The organism is Marinomonas spartinae (assembly GCF_900089775.1).
Classification (GTDB): domain Bacteria; phylum Pseudomonadota; class Gammaproteobacteria; order Pseudomonadales; family Marinomonadaceae; genus Marinomonas; species Marinomonas spartinae.
In genome coordinates, this window is sequence record NZ_FLOB01000010.1 from 64,345 (window position 1) to 81,759 (window position 17,415).

General features: G+C 42.7%; 16 protein-coding genes. 5 read left to right on the top strand and 11 right to left on the bottom strand.

Features of this window, described 5'->3' with window-relative positions:
• Positions 1-36 precede the first annotated feature (36 nt).
• From MSP8886_RS17055 to MSP8886_RS17070, 4 genes are all read right to left on the bottom strand, one after another.
• Complete coding sequence (locus tag MSP8886_RS17055) at positions 37-420, bottom strand: VOC family protein (protein ID WP_067018670.1); 384 nt, start codon at positions 418-420, stop codon at positions 37-39.
• Between the two features lie 97 nt (positions 421-517).
• Positions 518-796, bottom strand: coding sequence for a GIY-YIG nuclease family protein (locus MSP8886_RS17060; RefSeq protein WP_067018672.1), 279 nt, complete (start codon positions 794-796; stop codon positions 518-520).
• A gap of 129 nt (positions 797-925) precedes the next feature.
• Positions 926-1,588 carry a LysE family translocator gene (locus tag MSP8886_RS17065; protein WP_067018674.1) on the bottom strand — a complete coding sequence of 221 codons (663 nt, stop codon included), beginning with the start codon at positions 1,586-1,588 and terminating at the stop codon, positions 926-928.
• Entirely contained in the window at positions 1,588-1,815 is a 228-nt protein-coding gene (locus MSP8886_RS17070) for a DUF1127 domain-containing protein (protein WP_067018675.1), read from the bottom strand. The genes MSP8886_RS17065 and MSP8886_RS17070 overlap by 1 nt, the downstream gene beginning before the upstream one ends.
• A 209-nt stretch (positions 1,816-2,024) precedes the next feature.
• Between MSP8886_RS17070 and MSP8886_RS17075 the strand changes: the two genes are divergently transcribed.
• The gene (locus MSP8886_RS17075) at positions 2,025-3,464 is read left to right on the top strand and encodes an aminotransferase-like domain-containing protein (RefSeq protein WP_067018677.1); all 1,440 of its coding nucleotides are present in this window, start codon (positions 2,025-2,027) and stop codon (positions 3,462-3,464) included.
• Between the two features lie 245 nt (positions 3,465-3,709).
• A complete protein-coding gene (locus MSP8886_RS17080; protein ID WP_067018679.1) occupies positions 3,710-5,608 on the top strand; it encodes a HAMP domain-containing methyl-accepting chemotaxis protein in 1,899 nt (632 codons plus the stop codon).
• A 117-nt stretch (positions 5,609-5,725) separates the two neighbouring features.
• Here the strand turns inward: MSP8886_RS17080 and MSP8886_RS17085 are convergent, their stop codons facing one another.
• Entirely contained in the window at positions 5,726-6,379 is a 654-nt protein-coding gene (locus tag MSP8886_RS17085; protein ID WP_067018681.1) for a Spy/CpxP family protein refolding chaperone, read from the bottom strand.
• A gap of 192 nt (positions 6,380-6,571) precedes the next feature.
• Here MSP8886_RS17085 and MSP8886_RS17090 point away from each other — a divergent pair, with 192 nt between their 5' ends.
• Positions 6,572-7,270 carry a response regulator gene (locus MSP8886_RS17090; RefSeq protein WP_067018683.1) on the top strand — a complete coding sequence of 233 codons (699 nt, stop codon included), beginning with the start codon at positions 6,572-6,574 and terminating at the stop codon, positions 7,268-7,270.
• A complete protein-coding gene (gene cpxA / locus MSP8886_RS17095) occupies positions 7,267-8,718 on the top strand; it encodes an envelope stress sensor histidine kinase CpxA (protein WP_245659128.1) in 1,452 nt (483 codons plus the stop codon). Before MSP8886_RS17090 ends, cpxA begins: the two co-directional genes overlap by 4 nt.
• Positions 8,719-8,773: 55 nt before the next feature.
• Here cpxA and MSP8886_RS17100 read toward each other — a convergent pair whose 3' ends face one another.
• From MSP8886_RS17100 to MSP8886_RS17110, 3 genes are all read right to left on the bottom strand, one after another.
• On the bottom strand, positions 8,774-10,123 hold the full coding sequence (locus MSP8886_RS17100) for a PIG-L deacetylase family protein (RefSeq protein WP_067018685.1): 1,350 nt from the start codon (positions 10,121-10,123) through the stop codon (positions 8,774-8,776).
• A gap of 34 nt (positions 10,124-10,157) precedes the next feature.
• The gene (locus tag MSP8886_RS17105; RefSeq protein ID WP_067018688.1) at positions 10,158-11,348 is read right to left on the bottom strand and encodes a glycosyltransferase; all 1,191 of its coding nucleotides are present in this window, start codon (positions 11,346-11,348) and stop codon (positions 10,158-10,160) included.
• A 219-nt stretch (positions 11,349-11,567) separates the two neighbouring features.
• Positions 11,568-12,950, bottom strand: coding sequence for an amino acid permease (locus MSP8886_RS17110; protein ID WP_067018690.1), 1,383 nt, complete (start codon positions 12,948-12,950; stop codon positions 11,568-11,570).
• Between the two features lie 1,112 nt (positions 12,951-14,062).
• Between MSP8886_RS17110 and MSP8886_RS17115 the strand changes: the two genes are divergently transcribed.
• On the top strand, positions 14,063-14,716 hold the full coding sequence (locus tag MSP8886_RS17115; RefSeq protein WP_067018694.1) for a peroxiredoxin: 654 nt from the start codon (positions 14,063-14,065) through the stop codon (positions 14,714-14,716).
• Between the two features lie 103 nt (positions 14,717-14,819).
• On the opposite strand, the gene MSP8886_RS17120 is transcribed toward MSP8886_RS17115, so the two are convergent.
• The 3 genes from MSP8886_RS17120 to MSP8886_RS17130 all read right to left on the bottom strand — a co-directional run bounded on the left by MSP8886_RS17120 (position 14,820) and on the right by MSP8886_RS17130 (position 17,387).
• Positions 14,820-15,302 (bottom strand): P-loop nucleotide/nucleoside kinase family protein, encoded by a 483-nt coding sequence (locus tag MSP8886_RS17120; protein ID WP_067018696.1) that lies wholly within the window; start codon positions 15,300-15,302, stop codon positions 14,820-14,822.
• Between the two features lie 123 nt (positions 15,303-15,425).
• Positions 15,426-16,265 (bottom strand): DUF2076 domain-containing protein, encoded by an 840-nt coding sequence (locus MSP8886_RS17125; RefSeq protein WP_067018698.1) that lies wholly within the window; start codon positions 16,263-16,265, stop codon positions 15,426-15,428.
• A gap of 219 nt (positions 16,266-16,484) precedes the next feature.
• Positions 16,485-17,387, bottom strand: a complete 903-nt coding sequence (locus MSP8886_RS17130) for a LysR family transcriptional regulator (RefSeq protein WP_067018700.1) — start codon at positions 17,385-17,387, stop codon at positions 16,485-16,487.
• Positions 17,388-17,415 lie beyond the last annotated feature (28 nt).

Genomic DNA, 17,415 nt, shown 5'->3' on the forward strand with positions numbered 1-17,415 from the left:
TAAACAAGAAAAAATCCCCCAATAACACTAACTAAGTTACTCTGAGAGACTCTTAGGATAGACACTCACCTCAATAAGATTGTTATCAAGATCATTGAAATAAACAGATTGAATCTCACCTTGAGCACCCGTTTTGCTGACAGGGCCTTCAAGAATAGGCACTTGGCAGGCATTAAGGTGAGCGATGACCTCATTTAGGGAGCAATCAGCTATCAAACACAGATCGCCAGAGCCCTCAAGAGCATGATTACGTAACTCATCGCCGACGCGTTGAAAGTTTATTTTTTGCTGCCCAAAATGCATAGCTCGACGGCCATTAGCAAAAGTAACAGGCTTCATTTTCAACACTTTTTCGTAAAAGGCGACGGATTTCTCAATATCAGCAACGGTTAACACGATATGGTCAATCTGGCGAATCATGTACCCTTGTCTCCCTTTACAAGTCACGACTTAATCTGTCTTTGCTAACCAAGTAATGCTAGGAGCAAATGACCCGAAAGACAAGTCAAAAACCTGCTTATTCTCGTAAAGAATGTAAATCGATCTGACCGCTAATCAATTGTAATTTCTGATATTTCTTAAGTTTTTTGACACGATACTCAAGCCTTGCGGCGTCCCTCTTCGAGTCAGCCAGTTGATGCCAAACAAGTTCCAAAGGCCCTTTTCCTTTAAGGTATTTCGCCCCCGTTGTGCCCTGCTCTGAATGCTCATGAAAGCGCCTTTCCACATCGGTGGTAATACCAGTATAGAGGGTATTTAAACGAGTTCTAATGATGTAGATATACCACTCACTCACGCGTTACTCAGCCTTATTGATTGTCCTATCATAGAGGGAAAAATCACCTCACTAAACACTTACCAGATCTACTATTGTATACGAGCCTCCATAACGACTAACAGTAGACTGCCATCCGCAAAAACAGTACTAGCCTTTGATTATTAATAACAAGGTCGAAGCAGTCAGTACGCCCATGACAATATTAAATAGACGTTGACGCTTTACACTCGTTAGTTTTCGGCGAATGGCCTCTCCCGCTAACACCCATATTGTAATTGCAGGAAACCCCATACACGCAAACAATATAATAATCCAAAAGCCAGACTGAACATACAGATCGCCCGCTAGAGAAAACGAGCTGACACAGCCAATAGACATCATCCAAGCTTTAGGGTTCACATACTGAAATAAGGAGGCCTGCCACCAGCGCATTGGCATTATTTGCTTATCGGCACTCCTAGGTTGCAGGCCGCTGTGTTGACTCGGCGAGACTAAGCTTGGCTTTTGCTCTGCCATCTTGTCCGTTGGAGCATTCGCAATTTTCCATGCAAGCCAAAGCAAATATGCCCCACCCACCCATTTTAAGACACTGTAAAGTGGAGGGTAGAGTATAAACAACGAGCCAAGCCCCAGCAAAATAGCCAACAATAAAGACGCCATGCCAAGAATAATCCCTAACATATGCGGCAAGGTTCGACGAAAGCCAAATTGTGCTCCTGAGGACAATAACATCATATTATTTGGACCTGGCGTAACAGACATAACAAAAGCAAATACCGCTACGCCCAGAAAAAAAGAAAAATTCAGCATTAGACGTCTCCATGCGCTTTTTTATCAAGCGGTTTGCTAGTGCACTTAAACATCAGCACCTCCTTCCCTATTCCTAATAGAGTCGCTTTAGCAGCCTGTTTTATTTTCTCCTCTTCACAGATACCGACATCCTTGAGTTCATCAGCTGTTAAGACCAATAAGTCCTTGCGTGTCCGATAACTTTGTACACACTGTTTTATATGAGCTAATAGCGCAATCACCAACATTACCCTTCTCCTTCTTAGCCAACTAACCTAAGGCATCAGATTAAAGGGAAGACAAAAACCATAACAGAGGTAAAAATAGACATTTTTCACCATACAGATCATCGAGAAAACCGCCTGTATGGCGAAGAAAGCACCAATCTGTATGGTTACAGTGGGAATATATTCATTTCTAATAAAATGAAGCACTTTAAAGTAAAGGAAAATCGATCATGACACTGTATCAAGATTTAGCGCTAAGACTAGGGGAGCATATTAAACATGGCTTTTACCAAATAGGCGACAGACTGCCTTCGGTTCGTCAATTAGCACAAGAATACAGTGTCAGCATCTCAACCGTACAAGAAGCCTATCGCCAGCTAGAACAAGAGAGATTGGTAGAAGCTCGTCCTAAATCAGGCTACTTTGTTAGTCAGCCTTATCAACACGATAATTTGCCCACTATTTCGCGACCACCTCAACGCCCATTAGAAGTCTCACAATGGGAAGAAGTGCTCAATATGCTGATGATTCGTAGTGAGAAGCTTGGTATACAACTGCAACATGCCATGCCTAATATGCAAGCCCCTACCCTTAAACCCTTGCTTAAAACATTAGCGGATTTATCAAAACAGCACCCACAGTTAGGACTAGGTTATGGCGATGTGCGGGGGACGATCGAGTTACGCGAACAAATTTGTCGTCTCACCGTTGCCTCTGGATGCCAACTTCATCCTGATGACTTGGTTATTACCTCAGGCTGCCAAGAAGCACTCTCAGTCTGCCTAAGAGCCGTTGCCGAGCCTGGCGATATCATTGCTATTGAATCACCAGGCTTTTATGGTGCCATGCAGGCCATTAAGGCCGCTGGACTAAAAGTCATGGAAATCCCCACTCACCCAGAAACAGGTATTAGCCTAGAAGCATTGGAACTGGCCTTAGACCAATGGCCAATTAAAGCAATTTTAGCCACGCCTACCTGCAACAATCCTATGGGCTATACCATGCCTGAGGAGCAAAAAAAACGCCTATTTAAACTGGCTCAAAGTTATGATATCACCATTATTGAGGATGACATCTATGGGGATATTTCTTATCAATTCCCTCGTCCGAAGACAATAAAATCGTTTGATAGCGATGGGCGCGTATTAATGTGCTCCTCTTTCTCTAAAACCATTGCACCAGGCATGCGCGTTGGCTGGATGGCCCCGGGCCGCTATCGGGACAAAGTAACCCATATCAAATACGTCAGCAGCTCTATGTGCCCGACTTTGCCACAATTAGCCATCGCCAAATTTATTCGTCTGGGAGGCTATGACAAACACATTAGACAAATGCGGCAACACTATGAACAACAACGAGATCATATGCTCACCGCCATTAACACCTACCTGCCAAAAGGCACCAGAGTGAGTTTTCCTAGCGGAAGCTTTGTTCTTTGGGTAGAACTCAATCTACCGATAGATTGCTTAGAGTTGGTCAAAACCTGTCGCGAGCATGGTATTAGCTTGGCACCCGGCCCTATTTTTTCATCTACAGGTAAATACCGTAATTGCTTACGAATCAACTATAGTCAATTAAAACCACACGAACGAGAAAACGGAATAAGGAGCCTAGCGCGTTTAATCGATGAATTCACCTCAACTAAAAAAACAAAAAGCCAGTTAACATAGAGTGAACATTATGCCGGAGATAGCTTTCTGTTACAGTAGCCTTCACATTGATAAAGATAAGTAGTGTAGACTGTGTGCCGTTCCGCTTAGGATATTTTAAAACGTTGCTTAATGGTTGTGCTATCAAAGACAGTTTCCTATCTTTATATTTGTCTATATCAACAATCAAAATAAGATGGACTTATTAGTCATTAATCTTTTACTAGACACCCTCAGTTCAACAGCGTCTGCTAAGGAATCGCCAGATGATGAATTTTTTAGAAAACCGATTAATTGGAACCAAACTAGCATTAGGTTTTGGCTCCGTACTGATACTGACTCTTATTGTGGGTATAACAAGTATGTATGGTGTGAGTTCATTACTCAGCCGAGCAGACAAAGTTCGGTTATCCAATGAGTTGGATCATAATATTGTTGATATGCAGGTCGCTCGCGAGCACTTTGTTACTTCCGGCTCTGAGACTGACAAAGCCAAGCTGATGGATCTCACTCGACAACTTAGTGACAAATTAGCCAAATCAAAACAGCTCTATAATGGCCCAGATGTATTAGAACTGATCCAGAAAACCAGCCAGAGCATAGCGGATTACGAAAAGACACTAACGCCACTTGCTGAGGCCCGTAAAAAATGGGATGACGTTGATAAGCAAGCGAAAAATATTCTTACTAATGTTTATAGCCAATATAACCTTATTGCACAGGCGCTTAAAAACAGCAATGATCAGAACAATGCGTTAGAAGTACTAACCATTGAAAACAACCTCTATTCCTTAACGTCTATGATCAATAACCTTATCGCGAAAGGACAACCTATTCCTGTAGATGAAGTGACATCAAGGCTAAACGCCGTTATCAACAAAACAAAAGCATTATCGCTACCTGACAACCTGCAAAGCCATCAGCAACAAATATTAACACTACTTAATCAATACGATGAAATGGGCAAAAGTAATCCGGAGATTGCGTCCTCACTTTACTCCGTCAAAGACAAATTATTGACCCTATCCAAAAGCATGAATAACAATATTGATGCAATCACTCATCTACAAGAGGAAAAGAGCAAAGCAGATGGTTCTGAAATCAACGGCTTAGTGATTGCCGTCACCGTCATTGCCATTCTCATTGGTATCTTTTTTGCGCTATTAATCCGCCACATGATCACCAAACCTATGAATACGGTGATTCAAGCAGTCGAAAAAATCTCCAGCGGGGATTTCACTCAGCAGCTTCACACTGAACGACGGGACGAGCTTGGCAAACTGTTAAATCATATTGGCGATATGAGTAAAACCCTAAACAGCTTAATCTCCGAGATCGTCTCAGGTGTGATGAACTTAAGCTCAACCAGTGAACAATTGGAAGGCATTTCGAAGCAAGGGCAATCCATGATGCAATCACAACGGGATGAAACAGATCAGGTGGCCACAGCCATCAATGAAATGTCCTCTACTGTCGCCGAGGTTGCACGTAATACTGAAACTGCTGCAGGAGCTACCACAAAAGCCAATGATATCGTCGGGCAAGGTAATACCATGATCAATGGCGCGGTAACACTCATTGAGTCTTTAGCGGAAGATTTAAATGTGACCAGTCAAGCGATGGAACAATTAAAATCCCGTACCGATAACGTTGGCAATGTACTTGAAGTCATCAAAACAGTAGCCGAACAAACCAACCTACTCGCCCTAAACGCTGCGATTGAAGCGGCTCGAGCAGGGGAAGCTGGCCGTGGTTTTGCGGTGGTTGCAGATGAGGTACGCGGGCTAGCAAGCCGAACACAAGACTCCGCAAAAGAGATCGAAGATTTGATCATTGAACTACAAAATGGCGCACAAGACTCCCTAACCAGAATGATGAGTAGTCGCGACATGTCGATGGAAAATGCGGAAAAAGCCAAAGGTGTTCTAACCCTATTCAAAAACATTAATGAACAAGTAGGACACGTTCAAGATATGAACCAACAAATAGCAACGGCCGCTGAAGAGCAATCTCATGTTTCTGAAGAAATCAGCCGAAGCATTGAAAATGTTCGAGAACTGGCGGATAAAACCAACGAAGGAGCACTTGAGTCTGTTCAAGCAGTTACCAACCTAAGAACCCTAAGCCATCAATTAAAAGCCCTAACAGACCGCTTTAAGATTTGAGCCAACACTGTTCTTATCGATAATCCCATCGCGATTAAACAAAAAGCCGCTGCCAGTGAAACTGGACAGCGGCTTTTTACCATCAAATAAGTCATATTGATTGTGAACAAGTATCAACTAATAGACAGGCTTCCTATGTTCTTTTACCAAACGATGATGCATTTTTTCCTCACATTGATGTCTTTGCTCTCTTTTAAGCTTCATATATTCCGCCTTTTGTTGCGGCGTCAATATATGAAGTATTTTGTATTGTCTTTCTAATGTAGCAACTTGATGACTAATACGTGCGTTATCCATTTCAGTCACAACTTTCCTTGCTGCCACTTTATTAAACTTATCTGCATTCAATAGGCGGTTGAGACGCTTTTCATGCGCAATTTCGGCGGCTCTCATTTCTTTCATATCAGCCCGTCGAAGTGCTTTCAGTTTCTCTCTTTGAGCCTCACTGAGGTGGAGCTCTCTCATCATGTGAGGAGCAAACGCTATCAGCCTGTCAGGCCCCATACCTGGCCGACACACTCCCATTGAAGGTGGTTTAGGACCATGCTTACTTGGTTCAAGTCTAGGAGAAACAACCCCAGGGGAAACAGGACTTGGAGAAGCTGCATTGGGGGCAGGAGGGGCGGCATCAGGAGGAACAGGACTAGGAGATTGAGCAGTATCAGGGCTAGGAGCAACAGGGCCCTCACCCTCAGCCAATACACTCACAGAAGTTAAAATGAAAGGTAATGCTACCGTCGTCAGTATCAGCTTTTTCGTTAGCTTTATCATATCCTAATCCTCACTATAAATGATTCAGTTGATCACGCTGCAAGTCAGCGCATGGGAATAGCATAGAATTTGATAAGTAAAGTGACGTATAACGAAGGTAAAGCTACGTAAAACCATCACCTATTGGTACATTTAACAGTAAAATACGAGTCATCCTATTGTTCTTGGCTCATTATTTTTCAAGGAATAACAATGCCGCACATTTTAATCATTGATGACGATACAGAGTTAAGCGATCTGCTTAAAGAGTTATTAGCTTTTGAACATTTTACCGTCACCAGCGCTTATGATGGAGAGGAAGGGATAGCACTCATAAATGAGTCGATCGATATGATTCTGCTGGATGTTATGATGCCCAAACTTAATGGCTTTGATACGCTCAAAAAAATACGAGAGCAATGGGAAATCCCCGTTCTTATGTTAACCGCCAAGGGCGATGAAATAGACCGGGTGATAGGGTTGGAATTAGGAGCAGACGATTATTTGCCCAAGCCCTTCAGTGAGCGAGAATTACTTGCTCGTATCCGAGCCATTTTACGTCGTGCCAATGGCAAAAGTGACAAAGAAAAAACCAGCAAAGTCCACCAAGATAGAATCGAATACGACGACCTTGTCATTTATCCTGGAAAACTAGAAGCGTACCACAAACAAGAGCTGATCGACCTCACTGGCACAGAGTTCGCTTTATTGCATTATTTCCTATTACACCCAGGGCAAGTCGTCACCAAAGAATCCCTTAGCTTTGAAGTATTAGGGAAACGGCTTGCCGTATTCGATCGTGCCATCGATATGCACGTTTCTAACTTGCGCAAAAAATTGCCTGACTCTGTCGACAACAAACCTCGCATTAAAACATTACGCGGGCGTGGTTACCTGCTGGTGGCAGAATGATTCGTTTACCGAAAATCACCAACCTTTATGGTCGAATTTTTGCCATTTTTTGGTTTACCATGCTATTGGTATTGCTTGCGGTATTATCTTTACCTCATTTCGACCCTCGAAAAAGTCATCATATCGACAAAGAACGACTAAAACATCTTCAAGCTATCAAACAACGCTTAGAGAAACGCTTTGCCGCACAAACGGATATCAGTAAAATTCTCCTTAAAATCCAGCCAAAGCCCCCTCGACATCCACCGCCGCCCCCAATGCGTGACGGCCTACAAGACGCAGGACCTGATCCCAAGCTTGTCAAAAAGCCAGAACCGCTTAAAGAAAAGTCTATTGTATTTATAACGAATATGAACGGTTTAGTTTTGTCTCCCATTAAAGGGCCAGATTTTATTTTTCGTGCTCTACGCAATTTTATTACCTCGATGGATAGCCCAAGTAACCCGCAACAAAAGCTCTATGGTCGATTGATGTTATCTGGTCCGCTGTCCATCCATCTGGCAGGCAATGACTACCTGCTGTATGTTGGCCAAGAGTGGCACCGTCCACCTCCCTTATTACTACGTTTGTTTGATCATCCATTACAACTCCTGCTTGCGGTCATGGTCGTTAGTACCCCTTTATTATTATGGTTCGCTTGGGCTCTTAGCCAACCAGCTCGTCGCCTAGAAAAAGCGGCACAACGAGTTGCTAGAGGGGAATTTGAAGTGGATCCAACTTTAGAAAGAGGCAGTTCGGAATTTCGTCAAGCTGGGGCCAGTTTTAACAAAATGGTTGAGGCGGTAAATGACATGATCAGCCGACAGCAGCGCCTGCTTTCTGATATTTCTCATGAACTACGCTCCCCGCTGACTCGACTGCGCATGGCACAAGCCATTGCTATTCGAAAACAAGGAAAGAGTCATGAGCTAGCTCGTATCGATACTGAGGCTCAGCGCCTCGAAATCATGATTGCAAGACTATTAGAACTCTCTCAACAACAAGTAAATAGTCATAATCATTGGGAGGAACACTCTCTAGACAGCTTGTGGGAAGCGATGCTGGACGATGCGCAATTCGAAGCTGAACAATTGGGAAAACAGCTGACCTTTACACCTATTCCAAGCTACCGTATCCGTTGTTATCCAGCATTACTCATCAGTGCATTAGAAAACCTTGTACGCAACGCTATTTACTATAGCCATCACGCTATCCATATTTCCATTCACGAACAAGGAAGCTCGTTACAGGTCTTGGTAGAAGACGATGGTGAAGGCGTACCTGAAGAGGAGTTAAGCGCAATATTTCGCCCGTTTTATCGTGTATCCACTGCCAGAGACAGACATAGTGGCGGCACGGGCTTAGGACTAGCAATATGCAAAAACGCTATCACCCAACACAATGGCACGATTAGCGCATCAAAAAGCTCTCTGGGAGGCTTGCAGGTCAAGATAAGCTTGCCAATATAAACATCCCCCCCTAAACAGATTGCTAAGTCAGTTAAAAATCACAGCTCATTGAAAACTATATAGCCTTATCCAGTGATGCTTTACCAATCAAAGCATCACTAAACACGCTACCATCGACCAGAGTAAATACTTCATTCGACTTAATATGAGTTTGAAAGTACACGTGCTCACCGTAGTATTGGTAACCATTCTTCAATACCTTTTTGTTCCACCACCTTTTCAGCATTTTTCCGACTCGGGGCTTACTTCTTAGGTCATGCATTGTATCAAAAGAGACGACTTTTTCTTTTTGCGCCGCGATATCCAACTGATGGCTATAACATGAAAACGTTCCAAAGACAGAGGTTTCGTCAAACCAAGGCGGTAAAGCAGTTTTGGCGTGTTCAGGGCCGTAAGGAAATGTCTTTATGTGACGAAGGTGATTCACATACATCAATACCCGCTCAGGTGTATGTGTGCTCTCATGAATCGCCAACGCCAAGGCATGAGCAGACATAACATGCTCTGGATGAGGGTCGATTTCCGGCTCCGTCACCAATACAGTGGTGGGTTTGATTTGCTCTAACAAGCTGGCTAAATCCATTACCAGCGCCTCCCCAGAACTCTTATTCGGCAAATCATTTGGTAAGAAGATACGATTCCACTGGCGACTCACTTGCGGTGTTAATTCCGCCAATATTGGATCCTTTTGAACCTCCTTTGTTGCATTATAAAGCGCATTTTTAGTTAGCCCAAAGTAGCCAAGAGAGGATAGCTGTTCTAACGGAACACCTGCTAGCAGTGGCGTCGTCATACTGTTCCACGCTCTAATGGCCGCTTTACGGGCAACCGCTGCACGCATATTGTCGTCCAAACTAGGAATATACTGCTTCTCCAGTTTCTGAACATTTTGCCCAGCGTTAATGGTTGTTATCCAAGTTGATTTGGCAAAATCACGATAAAAACCATAAGCGGCTAACTCAGCATCATCGGCATGAGGCGCTAGGATTAAAATGGGTCCATCGCTAAAATCCGGTTTTTTAAATGCCAATAGTTTTCCATAATTAGGCAAACGGCAATGTTTAAATACCAAGGTGGCCACCGACTTGGCGTTATTGTTCAACATCCCACTCAAATTAAGATAACGAGTCCCCTCTTCACCCGACTCAAAATACTGAGTATTGAAAACCGACACCACTGAATCATTCGACTCAACAATCGCAATAGAACCTTGCGTTTTCTTATGAGTAGATTGATAAGAAAACGCCAATAGCCAAGTGAAATCCTCAATATTTAACTCACTAAAGCCTGCGCCATCCGCTAAATTAATAGTGACGCAGTGTTGATGTTTCGATTGGGTGTTTTCCAGTATCACCTCACTTTGCCAATCAGGCTGTAAAGCGTATTGATAATCCGTTTTCTTCATAGTTAACTCGTATCGGTGTAATCCTCTCATCGCGTTACAGGGTATTCTCTGTCGCGAAGTAGGCTTGGATATATTGTTCAACAATGTGTGCTTCATCAAACTGTTGTAATGCTTTGGCAATGTCTGCCGTCAGTTCAGGAGAGGTATCCTCTTGTAGCGCCAAGGCAATCTTTTCAGCTAAGGAGTCCGGAGTTTGCTGCGCCAAAAAGTTTTTTAACTTGCCCTGCATGATATCGCCCACGCCACCAGGGCAATTTGTCGCTACTACGGATGTGCCACAAGCCAGCGCCTCAATCAGCACCATTCCTAAACCTTCACTTGTTGAGCTTAATACAAAAAGATCCGCTTGCTGATACCAAGGGAACGGGTTGTTTTGTTGTCCTTTTAAAAAAACATAATCTTCTAAATCAAACTGCTTGATGGTCTGTTTGATTTTTTCACGCTCGCGCCCTTCCCCAACAATCACCAAATCATGCTGTATGCCATAGTGTTGACGAGCGTAATGGTACGCCTCAATCAATAACGGAAAGTTCTTGCCCGGCACCAGACGTCCTAGCCCTAAAATATAAGGTTTTTTATGATATTCCACACTATCAACTAGACACGCCGCTTCCTGACGAATTTTGTCATAATCGTTTGGATTGGTAATCGTATGAATGCTCTGACAAGGGATTTGGAAGGACTCAATCAAGTCCATAAAAGACTCACGCGCCCCATCCGATACACATACCATGCGACGATGAGAAAACAATAAGGTGAAGATGCGCTTAGAATACGCACCAAAATGTGCTTTGTTTTGTGTGCTTTCACAGACAAACACAAAGCGTTTATCTTGCAAAGGCCAAACATGACTAAAGGTTCCATGTCCTCGAAATACAATCAGATCAAAACGGCCAATGCGTTTTTCCAGTCGATTTAGCTTATAAGCAAAAGCCACCGCCTCCGCATAGGCAAAAAACATAGAAAACGTCTTACGAAATACCACATTCAACAAGCGACAGATCACTAGCCATATGAGTCCAATACCACTCAGTAACACCCATTTTTTTAAATCAAATAAATGCATGGTCGTATTAGAATGACTGGGAGTAACCTCAATCTGACGGTTTTTTAAATAGATAAGATGGGCATCATGGCCTTGTTTTGCAAACGCATCGGTCAAACTGCAAGCCACCCGCTCCATACCGCCCAATTTTAAAGAATTAACGACTACTGCGACTCTCATCTCACATCCTAAACATCACTAGCGTATCACTATATTTGTTTGCCGATTTCAATGTCACTCTAAAAGTAACCAAATGAGGTCGTAGTTTAGCGGTTTGTCTTGTAGAGATCTAACTTAAATATAACGTACAAAAAAAAGCACGATGAAGTCATCGCGCTTTTTCAAAACATAGTTATCACTCAGCTTATATGAGTAAAACGACAGCATTAACCATCGTGTCTACTCAGTCACTAAGTTACTGTTAGTAGAACGTTTACCAGTAACGATAAAGCTAAATATTAACATAATCGCGGTTACACCAACGGTCGCAAAGGTTTCTGGTCGGTAGTCTGGAGAAATACACATATAACCCAAAACCACCACAATAATACCAATGGTTAACCAGGTTAACCCCGGAAAGAGCCACATTTTAAACTCCGGCGATTTTCCTTCTTTTTCTAGTGCGTTACGCATTCTTAACTGAGATACGGCAATGACCAAATAGACGACAAGAGCGATGGCCCCCGTGGTCGATAAAAGGAAGCTAAACACTTCACCAGGGAACACATAGCTTGCAAAACAACCAACAAAACCCGCAAGTGTTGAGGCAATAACCGCCACACGAGGCACTCCAGTAATAGAAAGTATTCTCCCTACCGCAGGCGCATCACCACGACAAGCCAACGAATAAAACATACGAGAAGCGGTATATAAACCTGAATTCATACAGCTACATACCGCAGTCAATACGACAATATCAACCAACAATTTCGCATGAGGTAAATGAAGAGAGCTAAGCACAAACTGGAAAGAGCCTGATTTTAATGCGGGGTCATTCCAAGCAACCAAAGACACAACAACGAAGATAGATAAGAGATAGAAAAGTGCAATTCGATACACAACTAATTTTGTTGCTTGGCGAATTTTGTCTCCTGGATTTTTGGATTCCGCCGCAGCAATGGTCACTATTTCCGCACCAAAAAAAGAAAAGATTGTCACTAATACACCAGCAAGCACGGTGCCAAACCCTTTTGGCATAAAACCACCATGGGAGTATAGGTTCGCCACACCACTAACGTCCTTAGCTAATGGCCATACACCAAAGATAGCCATGCCACCGATAATAATAAACGCGATGATCGCGACTACTTTAATCAGAGCAAACCAAAACTCAAATTCACCAAAGCTTTTTACATCCCATAGGTTTGATAGTGTCAAAATCACCATAATCCCTACCGCAAACTCCCAAGAAGGAATGTTTTGGAACCAAGTATGCAGAATATTCGCCCCAGCAATGGCTTCAACAGGTATAACCAATACCCAGAACCACCAATATAACCAACCGATTGTAAAGCCAGCCCATGGACCAATGGCACGAGATGCGTACGTCGAGAAAGACCCAGAGTCGGGATTAGACACCGCCATTTCACCCAGCATACGCATCACAAGCAGTACGAGTACCCCTGTCATCGCATAGGAAATTAGAATAGCAGGCCCTGTGGTTGCAATGGCATTGGCAGAGCCAACAAATAGACCCGCCCCAATAATGCCTGCAATTGAAATCATGGAAACTTGTCGGTTTGACAACCCTGCCCCCAAATGATTTGTATTCGCTTTACTCATAGTTACCCCCAGTGATTTGTATCTGTTTATTTTATAAAAGTGGATTCATCCACATGTTTCGGTACACCGCCATTGCTATGTTTACAGGCTCTTCAGTGGTTGAAGCATCTATAGACGGAAGTGACAAAGTACTGAAGTGATATCCTTTTTGTAATCATTAGTAATTTTTTGGAGTGAAAGCCCCCTCGAAAGCTCAAAGAGGAAAGAAATTTCACAACAAGCACAACGTTCAGTAGTACATTTTTTTTTGACCTACCTCAAGTAACTGTCATGTTAAGCACACCATTACATCTTCAAATAAACACATATCTTGACGGTTTCTTTGTAATTGAAATACTTACATTCAATCTATGCAAAGGATTCATAGCAACTAGGACGAACATTCTCTCTTTAACACCCTTATGTGCTGCTAAAGCAAGTAGACACAAACAAAAAATATTCTTAAAAAACAATAAAATAGCAAGAAAAAGGCAAAAATATTATAAAGAGTTTTAATAACATCGCAGACAACGGCGGAAGGGTATGCTTCAAATACAAAAGGCATGACGTTTTTTATTGCAAAATAATCTGGAGAAACTTTCAAAAAAGTCTTGCTAGAAGCATCAATTCTTAGCAATAGAGAAAACTTAAACAGCAGTTCATTTTTGCCTTAGTAAATCGTGGATATATTAAGGATAAGAGCCAAAGTTTCATTAAATCGTCACAACTGAACAAAATCCAGACAATAAATGAACATTATTCATTTTTTAGCACCCCACTTTTAGACTAAAAAAGAACCTTTCCCCACCGTCAACACCCTCAGGCTCACCACCATACTCAGACCTTTTTCTTTTATGATCATCACAGTAAAAATAGTAGTAGATTACACCCACTGACATTCTAGCCTGATCAATAGCTGTTCTTTATTTCATATTCCGATCATTGGCCTGTAACCAACAACCTAAACAATCCCCCACAACTATTCCTCCTAAAGCCTTTTTTGAATCATATATAGCTTTTATTTATAAGCTTAGTAGATAATTATATATAGAAGTAAATATTAGGGCGTCCTAATATATCTAACACAAGCTTGGGGCTTGTTTCGTACTTCAACCGATATTAAGGAGAACCTAATGTCTTTACGCATTAACGATACCGTTCCAAATCTAGAACTTGAAACGGATCAAGGTACTTTTAAGCTACATGATTGGATAGGTAACAGTTGGGCAATATTGTTTAGTCACCCTAAAGACTTCACACCAGTCTGTACTACAGAGTTTGGAGCAGTAGCTCAGTTGTCTTCAGAGTGGGAAAAGCGTGGTACAAAAGTGATTGGCTTGTCTGTTGATGGCATCGCAGAACACAAAGAATGGAAAGCAGACATCGAGTCTTTCTCTGGTGCAAAGCCAAGCTTCCCTATTATTGCGGATGAATCCTTAGAAGTATCTAAAGCATTGGATATGTTACCTGCTGAGGCTTACCTTCCAGACGGCAGAACCGCAGCAAATTCTGCCAGTGTTCGCGTCGTGTTTATCATTAGTCCAGACAAAAAATTACAACTATCCATGACATATCCAATGTCAGTTGGTCGTAATTTTGCCGAGATTTTGCGAGCACTAGATGCGCTACAATCGAGCTATGGTGTGCCGATTGCAACGCCTGCAAATTGGGTGGCAGGCCAAGATGTTATAGTTGCTTTATCTTTAAATGATGAACAGGCAAAAGAAAAATTTGGTGAAGTTAATACTATTTTGCCCTACCTGCGTACCGTTAAAATGCCATCATAATCATTTTTTAGACTGTCGATCCACTATTTACAGCTATTACAAACTGCTTTAGAAGACTTATAAGCAAATAAAGCCCGACAGAAGACAATGTCAGGCTTTATAGCTAATCCCGCCAGTTCAATCCCTCTTCTAGAGTCGGCACTTCAAAATATTTGGTCACTTGATGGAAAACCGATTCAGTATCAAACGCCGCTCGTGTCGGTTCTTCTTTACGTCGTTGCGCAATGCGCTTTAAGCATTGCTCATCACTGACCTCTAAATAAAAGAATTCATGCGGCGCATTGATTGCTGCAACCAAGCTTAAAAACCACTTACGTTGCACTACCGTATTAGCAGGAAAATCCATGACAACATTCGTTCCGGTGGAAAGAATGTTTTGAACATGCTCTCTGATTAAGGGTTTTAACCGTGCAGAGTAGGTTAAATAGTCCTTAAAAGAGAGAATCAAATTCGGATAAAGTTCTGCTAACCAAACATCTTCAGACAACAAAACGGCATTTCTTTTCTCCGCCATTTGTTTGGCTTGCGTTGACTTGCCTGCGCCCATTTTTCCACAGAAAAATACTAAACAGCCCTTCTCTTTCATACCGACTCCATCCTTATCGCACCCTCTTCATATCATCTTTAATCACTATTAAGAGACTAGAAGCAAGAAAAGCACGGCGCAAGATATTTTCTCTAGGATCGGTACATCACTCTACCCTTGAGTTTAACTATAATCATCAAAATCCCCGCCAAAGTCGTCAAAACCACCAGCATCGCCAAAGCCACCTTGGTCAAACCCTCCCCCTAAGTTTGAATTAAACCCATCGGGGTCCATACCACCTTGGTCAAAGCCTGCTTGCCCAAAGCCCCCTTGATCCATGCCACTATCAGCAAAACCTCCCTGATCCATACCATTGTCAGCAAAGCCCCCCTGATCCATACCATTATCATCAAAGCCTGCTTGCCCCATATCTTGAGTAGGCGTTTCATTAATAATATCGACCATCTCAGTTTGCGAATGATGACTAAACATATCCATCAACATATTCCCTACAACTAAGCCACCTGCCACGCCTGCGGCTGTTTTTAAAGCACCGCCTAAAAAGCTGCTACCGCCGCCACCGCCAAACATACCACCAGCTGCGGGCCCTCTTTGACCATTTCCTTGGTAGTTGGCTTGTTGGCCATAAGCCGACCCTGCACCATAGCCTGCTCCTGCTTGTTGCGCATTTCCACCCCAACCAGGTCCAGAACTAGCTTGTCGACGCGCTTGTTCATTATTGGTATTTTGACTGCCACCACCAAATAAGCCCGATAAAAATCCACCGGAGCTTGGTTTACTAGCTGCTTCTTTTTCCAATGCTTCGACTTTTGCTTTTAACTGTTTTAGTCCAGCTTCTTGCATAATAATGGTTTGCGCCATGTAATAAGGTGCAGATGGATTATTGACAAGGTGTTTATTGATGTGAGCTTCAGCGTCCTTATCCCGCTCGCCAGTTTGTTTTTCTGCTTCGGAAATACGTTCAAACAAGTTATCGATTAAACGTTTTGCATCATCACTCATGGCACAGCCCTCTTTGTATAACAATTAAATCGGTTGATAAACACAACCCTGTTATCATCATGATAAGGTCAGCAGCAGGACTAACAAGCCACTAAAAAGTCAGGAAAAAGGAAAAAGTTAAGTGCTTGGAGACAAATAAGAAGAGAAATCCCAAGAAACTAGCTTCGCCTCGTTGGGCAAAATCGATTTCCCTCTAATCAAAGAGGATAAAGTTCGCGGTTAGAAGCGCTCCTTCATAGCTAAATAGCCTTCTCGAATATGCTCTATTAACGCCTGTATGCGTTTAGAAGGTGTCCGGGTGAAAGGGTAGACAGCATAGATACCCACCACTTTACCAACATGACCTGCTAGTATTTCGATAAGTTCACCCTTTTGTAATTCGTCATAGACAAGACAAGTTGGAAAATAGGCAACTCCGTTACCAGCTAGTACAGCTTTTTTTAATGCGGCAGCATTATTAGAGGCGAAATTTCCCGACACTTTATGAGTGTAAAGTCGATTGTCATGAGAAAACTGCCAATCAAATGTACCCGTACTTTGATGGGTATAGCCTAGGCAGTTATGCCTTGATAACGCCACTGGCGTCTGGGGAATACCGTTGCGATCAAGATAAGCAGGCGACGCACAAATCACCCAACGGGAATTGAATATATGTCGAGCAATTAAGCTGGAATCTTCCAGATACCCCGTTCGGATAACCAAATCATAATTATCCGCAACAAGATCCACAAAGTGATTGTCCATGGACATATCCACTGTTAATCCAGGATGGCGATTACAGAAATCGGAAACGACATCAGCCAATAACAGTTCACCTGAAATGGTTGGTACCGACATCCGTATATGCCCCGACATGGATTCACTGTAACCTGTAATCGCATCAAACGCCGATTGTGCCACTTGATTAAGGTTCTTCGCTCGACGATTAAGTACTTCTCCCGCCTCAGTAAGAGATAATTTCCGAGTGGTACGATACAGCAATTGCACACCCAACTCTTTTTCCAACTTGCTGATGCGTTTGCTCACTACGGATTTGGTAATGCCATTTAACTCAGCAACTCTACTAAAAGAACCGTGTTCAATGACTTGAGTAAACAGGATTAAATCGTCTATTGCGGGCATGCGAAAGATACTCTTTTATTAGCCGTTT